We start from the raw sequence: 12,625 nt of genomic DNA, 5'->3' as shown, positions 1-12,625 counted from the left end.
GTAAGTCTACATGGCCTCTAGAAAACTGCTACTGGATTTAGCTCTCAAATATCCATTTCGCCTGGTTCTCAACACTGTATTAGGATTTTCGGGAGCTTTGTTCAACGGGATTGGGATCACCTTATTTGTCCCCATCTTGCTCAACCTGGTTGGGGAAGAACGTGTTCTAGACAGTGGACCACCGATCCTGCAACACTTGCTGGCACCGTTCAAACTCTTGCCGCCAAATTATCAGATCCCTGCCATGGTCGGGGTTGTTTTTCTGATGATTTTGCTGAAGAATGCGACTGCCTATGCCAGCAATTTGGCGACGGCATCGTTTAACCGGGCGATTACAGCGGATTTGCAAGAACAGGGTCTTCAATTATTGCTGAAGGTAGATCTTGATTTCTTTAGTAAGGCAAAATCTGGCGACTTAATGAACCGCTTGGGCGGTGAAATCAGCCGAGCAACCAGTTCTATTAGCAGCTATGTCAATTTAGGCATTCTCTGCATCACGATTTTGGTGTTTTTAGGCATTCTGGTTTCGATTTCCTGGCAACTGACGATCGCCGCTACCTTTATCTTGCCTCTGTCAACCCTGGTAACTCAACGGTTGATCTCACGTTCGAAACAGTTGGGCAAAGTCATCACCAATATTAGTCAAGAGTATTCTGGTGGATTAATTGAAATTTTTTCAGGAATTCGTTTAGTCAAATCAACCGATAGTGAGCAACGGGAATATCTGCGCTTTAAGACTCTAATCCGTGAGCGTGAAAAAGCGGAAATGCAGTCTCGCGCGATTTCTGGACTGATTTCTCCTATCGGTGAGGTGATTAATGTTATTTCGTTGTTTACTCTGGTTTTAATTAGTCGGTTGATCTTTAAAGATGAAATCGGCTCTCTCCAAGTAGTGTTGTTAACCTATCTGGTGGTGCTAAGTCGGTTATTGCCCTATGTGTCTCAGTTAAACGGCACTCGTCAGGGGTTGGCACGCTCGGCGGCATCGTTAGATGTGGTTCACGATCTGATGCGGAAAGACAACAAACCCTTTATGGGAGAAGGGACGGTTGTTTACAAGAGTTTTCGTGATGAAATTCGGTTTGAGAATCTTTCGTTTGCGTACCCAGATAGTCTTGATTTGGTGCTGAAGAATATTGATTTAACATTGCCCAGGGGAACCACATTGGCGTTAGTAGGGTCGTCGGGGGCTGGTAAGTCAACGATCGCGGATCTGTTAGCTCGGTTTTATGATCCGACAGGTGGACGTATTACCCTGGATGGGGTGGATCTGCGAGATTTTCAATTAAGCTCCATCCGAAAAGCGATGGGGGTGGTGAGCCAAGACACCTTTTTGTTTAATACGTCGATTCGAAATAATATTGCTTACGGATGTCCTGATGCGACTGATGATGCGATTTTAGATGCGGTTAAACGATCAAATGCCTATGAATTTATTATTCGTTTGCCGGAAGGTTTAAATACTACGATTGGCGATCGCGGTGTCATGCTTTCGGGTGGACAACGTCAACGATTGGCGATCGCGCGGGCATTATTGAAAGATCCAGAAATTTTGATTTTAGATGAGGCGACCAGCGCGTTAGATACGGTTTCAGAACGGTTGGTGCAAGAGGCATTGGATGAACTCAGCCGGGAACGAACCACCCTGGTGATTGCCCACCGTTTATCAACCGTGCGAAAGGCACACCAAATTGCGGTATTAGAACGGGGACAGGTAGTAGAGCTGGGTACCCATGAGGAATTGCTACAAAAAAATGGGCATTACAGCCGTTTGTATGCCGTTCAATTTTCGGAGACGTCTCAAAAGGTAATTTCGGCTGTCGAAGAACAAAAGCAAGTGTTTACCCAGGCGTCGTATGAATTTCGGGCAAAACTGAATGCCATGTTGGGTTCTTTAAGCTTGCTGGCAGATGGCTTGGTAGACACGCCCGAAGAACAAAATGAATTGGCAGGGCAAGCCTATCGTTCGGCAGTTGAGTTGTTTAAGACGGTTCAACATTTGGAAGATACCAATTCTGCTTCTGAGCAAACCGAAGAAAGCGTTCCAGATGTGAGTTCGGTCTCAAGGCCGGGAGTTTGATCAACTCTGCTCCTATTTGAAAGGGGCGACGGCTCCGCCGTCGCCCCTTTCAAATAGGAGCTCAAACAGACGGACAGGTTAATTGATCTGGGAGCTTGAGGGCAGGTTCGGCGTCTGGGTCAGAAATGGTTTGTATGTGTTGAACGTAAGCGATCGCTGTTTGCACAACGTCAACACCGGCACCCAATATACACGACTGTTCGGTGAGATGGCGTTTCCACAGACGACTACCGGGTTGTCCATGAAATAACTGCAACATATGGCGGCTAATTTTGTTGAGCTTTAACCCTTTGGCAACCCAGTGATCGATGTAGGGCAGCATGGCGGCAACCACAGCTTCACGACTGGGAGGCATCTGTGGATCCTGATACAGGGTTGAGTCGGCGATCGCAAATAAATAGGGATTATCATAAGCTGCCCGTCCGATCATGACGGCATCGACAGCGTGCAATTGCTCGTAGACCTGATCCCACGTTGTCAATCCGCCATTGATTTCAATAAACAGGTGGGGAAAGTCGCGTTTGAGACGATGGACATCGCTATAACGTAAGGGCGGAATATCTCGGTTTTCTTTGGGGCTGAGACCCTTTAGCCAGGCTTTGCGGGCGTGAACTGTAAACCGTTGACAGCCTGCTGCGGAGACAATGCGGACAAAATTTGCCATATCTTCATAGCGATCGCACTCATCAACCCCAATGCGGTGCTTGACCGTGACGGGAATATCTGTTGCCCGACTCATGGCTTCGATGCAGACAGCCACGCGCTCGGGTTGCAACATCAAACATGCGCCAAAGTTGCCGGTTTGAACGCGATCGCTGGGGCATCCGACATTCAGATTAATTTCGTCATAGCCCATGGCTGTGGCAATCCGGGCGCATTCTGCCAGATCTTGGGGATCGTCGCCACCTACTTGAAGTGCCAATGGTTTTTCATCCGGTGTAAAGCCCAAGAGATGATCGCGATCGCCATGCAAAATTGCGGCACTCGTGACCATCTCGGTATAGAGCAGGGTTCGTCGCGTAATTTGGCGCATGAAATAGCGGTAGTGGCGATCGGTGCGATCCATCATCGGCGCGATACTCAGCGGATTGCCCTGTGCCGAGGAAGGGAAATGAAGCGACGTAACCGGACTGGAACAGTTCATGGTGAAAAGATGAGACAGTACGCAAGCAAAGACCTATCTCATCCAGCGTAATACCAAAGTTAAGGGATAGGGGTGCCAACCGATTAATAAAATCTTGGATATTTATTGTTATAACTGCGTCATCACTGTGCGTCTGAAAATAAATCTTTGGTTTGATTAAATCGCCAATCTTACAGTACAGGCGATCGCTACAGTTCTGTTTTTTCTAATGTGGAGTTGCCCCCCATGCCACAGCTTACTGTTACTCAATCTACGGTGTTTAAGAAAACAACTGCCCAATCCAGCAGCCTATCTGCACAGGATAAATGGAGTGTTGATGCGGGTCAATCATTCCCCATTCAATATGCATTTCGAGTGGGTAATCATTGTTTAGTAAAGTGTGATCAAGCTCTGGGAACGGTTGGTCAAGTAGGGTATTTCTTTCGCGATCATATTGATGTTTCGGCAGAAGAAATCCGGGGTGTTTGGATAACGAATGTTGATAGTGACGTGTTGACGTCACGGGAGAAGATTCAACAAGGGTTGACACGATTACAAGCACTCGGAATTAATACCCTGTATCCGGTGGTTTGGCTGCGGGGATATACGTTGTATCCCAGTCCTGTTGCCGAAAAATTTATAGGTGCTGCTATCACGCCTGATGCCAATTTTGCCAATCGCGATATGTTGGCAGAATTGATTGAACTTGCACAGCCATTGGGGTTTCGGATCATTCCCTGGTTTGAATATGGGTTAATGACACCTCCTGATTCTCCGATTGAAAGAAACTATCCTAATTTAATCATGCTCGATAAAACGAGTAAAAAGATTCGGATTAAAAGTGCCGATCGCAAGCCAGATCACAACGTGTGGATGAATCCCTGCCATCCAGATGTCCAGAAATTTATGGTGGAGTTAATTACTGATTTGGTTGAGCGCTATGAAGTAGATGGTATTCAATTGGATGATCATTTTGCGTACCCGATTGAATTAGGCTTTGATCCATTTACCAAAGATCTGTACAAAAACGAAAATCGCGGTAAAAGTTTATCCACTGATCTAAAAAATTTCGATCGAGCGAAATGGATTTCTGGAAAAGTGAAAACGTTGCTAACCCAGGTGGTTCGATCTGTGAAAGCTAAGCGATCGGATTGTCAGATTTCAATCTCTCCAAATCCTCTCTCTTTTTCTAAAGAAAACTATCTAGCCGATTGGGCAGATTGGTATCAAGCCAGTTTGATCGATGAATTGGTATTGCAAGTTTATCGGACGGATGTGGGGAGTTTTGTCCATGAATTAGACAAACGGGAAGTGGTGATGTTACGCGATCGCATTCCCGTGGTGATTGGCATTTCGACAGGTCTGAAAGGCAGTTCTGTCAGCTCAACTTTGATTCAACAGCAAGTGAAAAAAGCCCGAGGAAAAGGGTTTTCGGGAGTTACATTTTTCTTTTATGAAACGCTCTTTTATGAGACATTAGCGCCTACTAAAGTTGCCAGACGCGAGTCTGATATCCGACAGTTTTTTGTGTAGTACGTTGATGCTGTTCACATCTGCAAAAACTTAGTATAAATGCGATCGCACCGTTGAGTTTCTACGCCTGTGCTGGGTTGATAGCCACTGCTTTCATATAATTTCACGGCTTCGACCAGCACCGTGGCGGTTTCGACCCAAATTTGCTCAAATCCCCGAGCTGCGATCGCTTGCTCTAAGGTCTTTAACAAAAATCGTCCTAACCCTTGCCCTCTGACGGTGGGTAATAAATACATTTTGCGAATCTCAACGGCGTTGGTGCCTCGGGGTACGGGATAGTATGCGGCTGTGCCAACGATCTGTCCGTTGTGCTGCACCACCCAAAATTCACCTCCTGTTACTAGATAAGCCGTTTCGACCTGCATCACATCCTGATCGGCACCTGCTGGTTCTGGGCACAGCTTGTATTCAGTCAAAACAGACTGGATCAGGTCAAAGGCAACCTGGCGATCGCCGGGTTGCCAATCTCGAATAAGAAATTCACGGTATTGGGTATGCATGGTGTCGTAACTTAGGGTGAATCGTGGTTCTACCCTACACGGTGTCTGTAGCTGCCATCAACCAGAATGGGAACGCGATCGCTGACATTTACCTCTGCGGCTAAGTCAACGTCGGACGCAAATCCCCGTTCGATCAATTCTTGTCCAGATCCACACTGCTGAAGCCGCTCCCGTAGCTTGGGTTGAATGACCTGGTAGGCAGCGACTGCTGCTTCTGCCTCAGGTGACAGGCTTAAATTCTTGCTGAAATGGCTGATGATGGCTCCTGCGCCGATCCAATCTTCAAACGCGGCACGCAGACTGCCATCTGTCCATTTTTCGCCAGCGGGTATGACAGCAATCTGTTGCCCATACTCCATCGCCGCCTCAGCGATCGCCCGACCATTGCGCAAACATCCGGTCAAGGTTGGGGTGGTCGCTGTTGCCAGGCTCAAAGCAGAACCATTGGGGGAAGGCAATACCAGGCGAGTGCCGGGAGTTATGTGGAGCAGCGAGGTTGGTGATAACGAATAACGGCTACTGCCCCGCTTGTCTGCTAAGTCTGCCCCAATGGACTGCGCAAACGTGACGGCTGACTCTGCATTCCAGGCATAGGGAAAGGCGATCGCTCCACGACTGACGACAATATCGATGCAGGTTGAAAACGAAAGCACATCGACAATGATGACCACATCACTGATGGATGCAAGGCGTTGAATGCCCTGTTCGCCCCACTCGCAGCGAACCTGAAATGCACTTTGATTAACATCCATGGTGTGTATTCGGAACGGCACCCTGATAAATCCTAATTGGTTTGAGAGAGCGACGGCGAAGCCGTCGCTCTCTCAAACCGGATCTATTGAAATCGGGTGGGGGAGAGTTGGGGGATGATGGCATCGGTCTGTCCAACACAATGATTGGCATAGCGTCGGGCGAGGGTGGGTAAAAAGGCAAAGGGGTTGCTAAAGCCAGAGAAGATATGGATGCCCTCTAAGCTGGGAAGCGCACCAATCATGGGCAGGCGATCGCCTGTAAAAGCCACCAGGCAATTGCACCAGTGTCCGGGGACATCTTTGAGGCTGGGGACGAGCTGCCCGATCACTTGTCGTAGCTGGGTTTCGCTGTCGTGAGGATTGATGCTGGGCTGGGGTTGGGTGAAGGTGCGGCTAATTTGTCCGATGCGGACACGACCATCGCACAATTGAATGACTCCGGCATCTAAAATCGCCGGGGTGATTTCATGACCCGGTTCATCCCAGAGGGGATCGAGGTCTGGTTTACCCGCTTCTGCTTCCATGGCAAAGCGTTTGAGTTCAGCCGGCATGATAATGCTGCTCAGTCGCAGGTCGAGAGCAGGGGTTTCAATCAGTTCTGCCTGAGTGAAACATTGATTCACGGAGACATGGAGCGATCGCAATAGGGCACGGCTCATGGCTCCGGCAGAAATGACGATGTCAGCCGCCGTGTAGGTCTGTTCCGGCGTGATTACCCCTGTGATCCGATCAGCGGTTTTCACAAAATCAATCACCTCCGCCGTTGCCATCGTACCGCCCAGCCTCAACATTGCCTGGTTATAGGCGTTGACGATTGATTCGGGATCAACATGACCATGCTGACCGTATAACGCGCCAGCGATCGCGGTTGGATTCAACAACGGCTCAATCTCACCGGCTGCGTCTGGGCTGATGAGTTTGGGAGGAATGCCGAAGCCCTGGTAAGCCATGGCGATCGCTTCTGGATCGCGATCGGCATCGATGGTTAACAGCATATCCAATTCGCGAAATTGGGTATCTGCGTCTAGTTCTGTCGATAAGGTGCGGTGAATTTCAATACTTTCGGCACAGAGTTGACGGCTCAGATCGGTCGTGCCGGACCAATAGGCAATGCCGCCATAACTGTAACGAGTTGCATTTTGGGGAACAGGATATTGCTCTAGCAATAAAACGGATAAGCCTTGTTTTGCCAGTTCATACCCCAACGCAGAACCGCTCAATCCGCCACCCACCACGATCCAATCATAAGTCTGCATGACTTTCGCCTTTAATCTGGAACGACCGCATCCACTTCAATTTCTACCAGCATCTCTGGCGTTGCTAAGCGACTCACTTCTACCAGCGTATTGGCAGGGCGAATGTGCTCGAAGACCTCGTGGTGCGCCTGAATCACCTGTTCAATGCAATTCATATCAGTGACATAGACACGGGTTCGCACCACATGGGTCAGATTCGCGTTGAGTGCTTGTAAAGACGTTTCTATTTTTTTGTAAATATAAACGGCCTGGGCATAGGCATCACCGGGATGCTGAATCTGTCCGCTGGCATCGGCAGCGGTGGTACCCGATACATAGACCAACGCACCTACACGGACAGCTCTGGAATAGCCTGCTTTTGCCTCCCAGGGTGTGCCAGTGGAAAACAGTTGGCGTTCTTGGCGTTCCATCTACGACTCCTTGCGATTGACCATCGTGGCGCTTGCCTGGTCGTTGCACAGCATCAAAACTTCGCTGATGTTGACATGAGCAGGGCGGGTGGCACAAAACAAGACGACATCAGCCACATCGGCGGGGGTTAAGGGTGTTAGTCCCTGATACACTTTTTCGGCGCGATCGCTATCTCCATGAAAACGAACGGCACTAAATTCTGTCTCGACCAAGCCCGGATCAATACAACTGACGCGTACAGGGGTGCCTAACAAGTCCATTTTTAACCCTTCGGATAAGGCTTGCACCGCCGCTTTAGTGGCGCAGTAAACATTGCCGTAAGTGTAAGGGCGACGTCCGGCAATGGAACCCATGTTGATCACATGCCCGCGATCGCGGCTGACCATCCCCGGCAACAGGGCACGGGTAACATAGAGTAAGCCTTTGAGATTGGTATCAATCATCTCTTCCCAGTCTTGAATCTTGCCGTCGTAGAGCTTATCTAAGCCCCGACTTAACCCGGCATTGTTGATCAAAATATCAACCGTTGCCCAATTGGGCGGCAGGTTGTCGATCACAGCCGTGACTTGAGTGCGATCGCAGACATCCAACTGCACAGGATAGACCTGAGTACCAAACTCTTGCTGGAGCTGGGTTGCCATGCTTTGCAGCCGATCGAGCCGCCGTGCTGCCAAAATTAACCGGGCACCTGCCTGGGCAAACACCTGCGCACAGGCAGCCCCAATGCCACTGCTGGCACCCGTAATGAAGACAATCTGGTTTTGAATCGAAACCATGTTGGGGACAAACGTTACGTGAACGACACTGTATAACCTTACGTAATATAGCAGTCCTAAATGAGTTGTAAGATACACAGGTTGTGAGCGGCGCATCCCTTCGGGGTGCGCCGCTCACAACAACCGGAATCAAAAATAAACTTCCGGGTTTCAATTAATTTGTGATCCTTAGGGATGGGAATTAAATAATTCCGGTAATTTGTTGTACGGGCGAACGGTCGTTCGCCCCTCCAAACGATTCAATATTCGATCTTAATTTCCACGATCCTTAGGGAGATTCCTGAGATGGTTCTGGCAAATGATCACAGTCGCAATAATCACTGGCGATCGCCGCTTGCACTTTTAATAACGAATCTTCGATCGGGCGTCCGCGTTGAACGATGATTTCTCGGGTGGCTCTGGCAATGCGGATGAGGTTCAGCCCATCCACATAAACCTGGGGCGTGGGATAGTGTTGCAGGACTTCTAACAAACTGATCTGGTCATCGTTTAACGCAGACAAAACCATGGCAGAGCGCATTGCCTGGATGTTGGCTTGTCTGGAGGGCGTATGCATCACCTGCCCCAGTTGATACAAAGCATATTCCCCCAATAGAGAATTGAGTAAGCGGTCGAGCGATCGCCCATTCACGTCTATTTCGCGGGTGAGAATGTCCCGCAGCACGTCAGGGTCAACGTTTGCCAGACCCAGATATAACCGAAGGGATTGGGGTATTTCGTCGGTTGTGGCAAAGGTGGTCAGATCGGCGATGGAAAACGAAGGGCTGAGAGGTCCCAGAGTAAAAACGACTTCTTGTGCGCCACCACTGACGGGAGGGCTTGCCAGTGCTATTTCTACAGGGTCTGAGCGGACTGAATCAGGGGTAGCAGCCTCGCTATTTGCTAATGATTTTAGATCCAGGGCTGGAGTTGTCAGGGCGATCGCCTCCATCTGTCTGGTGCGATCTGAGGTGATATCCAGGCAATCGGGGTTGGTCAGTGCGGTATCCAGGGTTGCGGACGGCAGCAGGGTTGCGCCAGACGACTCACTTTGAGACGGTAAACCGTCTGGCTCGTTGGATGGCGTCCCACACTCACACACCAGTTCTGGCAGTAACCCTTCGATCACCTGAAAAATGGGCAAGATGCGCTCGACAAATAGGGTGGTGTCGCTTAGGACGCCTTCATAGCTGCCGATATCAAAGTAGATGGTGGCATCGGGGTAGGATTCCAGAATATTGATCACCGTCACGGGGTCGTGGTCTTCAGCCGCAATGGCGATCGCCTGACTCAGGGGTTCTAGGTTTTCTTGCCGCAGAAAGGGACCCATCACTTTATCCAGCTGAATCAGCGGAAACTCACCGATAAAACTGCGACCGGCATGAAGCGACGCAAAGTTGATTAAAGACCCGGTGGTCAGAAATTGCCGCACGATGTCGCTATTGATGCTGGCATCGGTTGGGATCGTTTGGAAAAAGTCTTGCAATGCTTCGGTCATCGTGCCATTGCTGGCAAACCCTTGCAGGTCTGTGATTGAGACTGGCAATTCTGTTTCTCTATACTTGAGAATCACCGTTTCAGCCGCGATCGCACTGGCATTCCAGCCCAACAGCGCCGCGCCCAGCCCTAAAAGGGCAGACGTTCCCCATCGCCGAGCGGTGTTTTGCCAGGGGATCCATTGCGAGCGAGCGACATGGGCAAATGCCGATGGAAAAACCTGAAAACGCATAGGCTGATTTCTCGCAAAATGGTTGATGCAAGCGCTCCAAGCCTATCGAGCGATCGCTGCCTTGGGCTGAGTTGTGCAATAACTTGTAACGTTGAAATTGGGATAGAGTCTGAGCGTTGAGGGAGAGCCGCGCTCTGCGCGGCTCTCCCTCAACACCGTGTACGTCACGCAATTGAGAATTGCTATAGTTTTGTGCCGGAGACTCAGGTCGGGGTTAATATTGAGTGATTTTTAAGGCGGATGGATAGCGTGTTGTAGGCACCCGATCTCGACCCTTAAACAGGATTGTAAACGGATTTTGCAGTCTCAGTTTTGCCCCCATTGTTCTAAGAATCGTGGATTTAATAAAACCCGAGTCTTTTTAAGAGAGCAGCTTCGTTGCTCTCTCAAAAAGACTTACAGGTTAATTAATCTGTGATCCCAAGTTTGATTTTGATCAGGACATTGCAACGTGATTAAGCCAGGTATCCTCTCAAAGCCCAAATCTAGAATTCTGATTGCCCTCACCCTTTGTCTTGTGTTTTTGTTTGGGCTACAAACTCATCTACGAGCCGAATCTCCAGCCTTTGTGACGTGGCAACCTGTGCCCTCACATCGGGAAGATCGCGGAAATGTTAAAGTCGTCTGGTTGCAAGGGACGCCCTATGAAATGGGCTATCAGCACGGCACCTTGTTGCACGATGAAATTGCATCGCTGGGCACAGAAGTCATCGATGCATTGCGAATTTTAGGGCGAGGCTTGGGCTTGAGTAGACTGTCGATACGGCGATCGCCCCCCGAAATTGTCGAAGAATGCCGCGGCTTATCCGATGCCACTGCTGATATCGGCATGACTCTCGATAGTTGCATGGTGCTGGCATTTGGCGATGTTTACCAAGAATTTTTTGCCTACTTGCTGCCGGATATCATGTTTTACGATGGCTGCTCTCAGTTTGTCGTATCGGCGGGAGCGACCCAAGATGGCTATCTCTATCACGGGAGCAGTTTGGATAGTAATGCCAAGCCGATTAAATATTGGGTTGAAAATTCCACCGTATTTATCCGCCAGCCCAATGACGGCATTCCCCATGTTTTTATCTCAGTACCGGGGATGGTGTGGCCCAATTGGGGCATGAATGCAGCAGGGATCTCGATTGGGCTGGATACGGCTCATCCCCTGACCATTCACGAACTCTCGTTGGAAGGGGGCAGCAATGTGCAGATGATGGCACGAATTTTGAAACAGGCAAAAACCTTCGAGGAAGCCCGGACGTTGATGGCATCCCAAAACCGGATGCGCGCCAATCTGATCATGGTGGCAGATGGCAATGCCAAGAAGGCAGGCGTGTTTGAATTGCTGGGTCGAGACATGGCAGTGCGCGAGTTGAATGAGGCAGGCGTGGTCTATGCCAGCAATCACTTTGTCTCTGCCGAACTTGCCGATCGCGATGAAGATCCGCCCAGTCCATCCAGTCCACCCCGGTTTGACCGCTTTGCTCAGTTGCTCGAACCGGATGGCGTCGATTCCCGGTACGGCACCCTCGATCCGGTCAACATGGTCAACATCTTGCGCGATCGCATCAATCCTTACACGAAAATCGCCAGTCCACTGGATGTCTACGACGATGACACCAGTATTGGAGGCAACGGTTCCATGCGTCAGGGAATCTTTGATCCGGCGCGTCTCAGATTTTGGGTTGCGGCTGGAAAAGTGCCTGTGCCCGAAAACCCATTTGTTTGCTTCTCTTTGGCTGAAATGATCGGTATGCCCAATGCCACCCCCTGCCCAGCGGCAGTCATTGAATAGTGCTTAGCGTAGGGGCGAAGCATTCGAACTATGATGTTTGCCATTTACCAAAGACGATCTCACGAATGCTTCGTCTGTACAAGGGGCACATCTGTTTCAGAAATCTCCTAAGTATCGTGGATTTAATAAAACCGAAGATTTATTTTTGGAAGCGCGGCTCCGCCGCGCTTCCAAAAATAAACTTCCGGGTTTTAATTAATTTGTGATGCTAAGTCTTTTTCGCCCCTAAAATTTGCAGGGATACCTTTTCTGGCAATCGCCTTAAACATTTTGCTGTGCAGGACGGGCTTTTTTGCCCTACATATAGCAGCCGAGAGGCTGGTTGAACGGGGTGCAGGGGTGGAACCCCTGGCTGGGGGCGCAGCCCCCACACCTCACTATCCTAACCATCTACTCAATTGCCATACCATCGTCAGAAATGGGCTAATTTGGCTGACAAACACAGAGATTTTTACAGAACACTTGCATAGATGCGCTAAATAGTGTGGAATAGACAATTGTCGGTGCTTGTCGCTGACCACAAAAAACGGGGGCGTGGCGGAATGGTAGACGCTACGGACTTAGAAAACTGAGCCTTGTCAGAGAAATTTGGCAAGTGGCAGCTCTCAAATTCAGGGAAACCTAAGTTGAGCACTGAGAAATCAGAGATTCACGGACAACGATCAGACCCTGATTGTTAAACCACATCTCTGTGATCGAG

10 protein-coding genes are annotated in these 12,625 nt (G+C 49.6%); 3 read left to right on the top strand and 7 right to left on the bottom strand.

The window, feature by feature from the left end; genetic code table 11:
* Positions 1–10: 10 nt before the first annotated feature.
* Positions 11–2,080, top strand: a complete 2,070-nt coding sequence (locus ACR6Z4_RS07230) for an ABC transporter ATP-binding protein (protein ID WP_479716566.1) — start codon at positions 11–13, stop codon at positions 2,078–2,080.
* Between the two features lie 61 nt (positions 2,081–2,141).
* Here the strand turns inward: ACR6Z4_RS07230 and dusA are convergent, their stop codons facing one another.
* Complete coding sequence (dusA, locus tag ACR6Z4_RS07225; RefSeq protein WP_479716565.1) at positions 2,142–3,224, bottom strand: tRNA dihydrouridine(20/20a) synthase DusA; 1,083 nt, start codon at positions 3,222–3,224, stop codon at positions 2,142–2,144.
* Between the two features lie 225 nt (positions 3,225–3,449).
* On the opposite strand from dusA, the gene ACR6Z4_RS07220 reads away from it, so the two are divergent.
* Positions 3,450–4,736, top strand: a complete 1,287-nt coding sequence (locus ACR6Z4_RS07220) for a glycoside hydrolase family 10-like protein (protein WP_479716564.1) — start codon at positions 3,450–3,452, stop codon at positions 4,734–4,736.
* 14 nt (positions 4,737–4,750) lie between these two features.
* Here ACR6Z4_RS07220 and ACR6Z4_RS07215 read toward each other — a convergent pair whose 3' ends face one another.
* The 6 genes from ACR6Z4_RS07215 to ACR6Z4_RS07190 all read right to left on the bottom strand — a co-directional run bounded on the left by ACR6Z4_RS07215 (position 4,751) and on the right by ACR6Z4_RS07190 (position 10,139).
* Positions 4,751–5,236 carry a GNAT family N-acetyltransferase gene (locus ACR6Z4_RS07215; protein WP_479716563.1) on the bottom strand — a complete coding sequence of 162 codons (486 nt, stop codon included), beginning with the start codon at positions 5,234–5,236 and terminating at the stop codon, positions 4,751–4,753.
* A gap of 29 nt (positions 5,237–5,265) precedes the next feature.
* Entirely contained in the window at positions 5,266–5,988 is a 723-nt protein-coding gene (locus ACR6Z4_RS07210) for a 2-phosphosulfolactate phosphatase (protein WP_479716562.1), read from the bottom strand.
* An 83-nt stretch (positions 5,989–6,071) separates the two neighbouring features.
* On the bottom strand, positions 6,072–7,244 hold the full coding sequence (locus ACR6Z4_RS07205) for an NAD(P)/FAD-dependent oxidoreductase (RefSeq protein WP_479716561.1): 1,173 nt from the start codon (positions 7,242–7,244) through the stop codon (positions 6,072–6,074).
* 11 nt (positions 7,245–7,255) lie between these two features.
* On the bottom strand, positions 7,256–7,654 hold the full coding sequence (locus tag ACR6Z4_RS07200) for a RidA family protein (RefSeq protein ID WP_479716560.1): 399 nt from the start codon (positions 7,652–7,654) through the stop codon (positions 7,256–7,258).
* Positions 7,655–8,431, bottom strand: a complete 777-nt coding sequence (locus tag ACR6Z4_RS07195; protein ID WP_479716559.1) for an SDR family oxidoreductase — start codon at positions 8,429–8,431, stop codon at positions 7,655–7,657.
* 268 nt (positions 8,432–8,699) lie between these two features.
* Complete coding sequence (locus tag ACR6Z4_RS07190; protein ID WP_479716558.1) at positions 8,700–10,139, bottom strand: alpha/beta hydrolase; 1,440 nt, start codon at positions 10,137–10,139, stop codon at positions 8,700–8,702.
* 451 nt (positions 10,140–10,590) lie between these two features.
* On the opposite strand from ACR6Z4_RS07190, the gene ACR6Z4_RS07185 reads away from it, so the two are divergent.
* Positions 10,591–11,925, top strand: a complete 1,335-nt coding sequence (locus ACR6Z4_RS07185) for a C45 family autoproteolytic acyltransferase/hydolase (protein ID WP_479716557.1) — start codon at positions 10,591–10,593, stop codon at positions 11,923–11,925.
* Positions 11,926–12,625: the final 700 nt, after the last annotated feature.

The sequence above is a fragment of the Calyptranema fuscum S582 genome (assembly GCF_055793305.1).
Note: the sequence above shows the minus strand (reverse complement) of the source record. Positions and strands in the feature narration are given on the sequence as shown.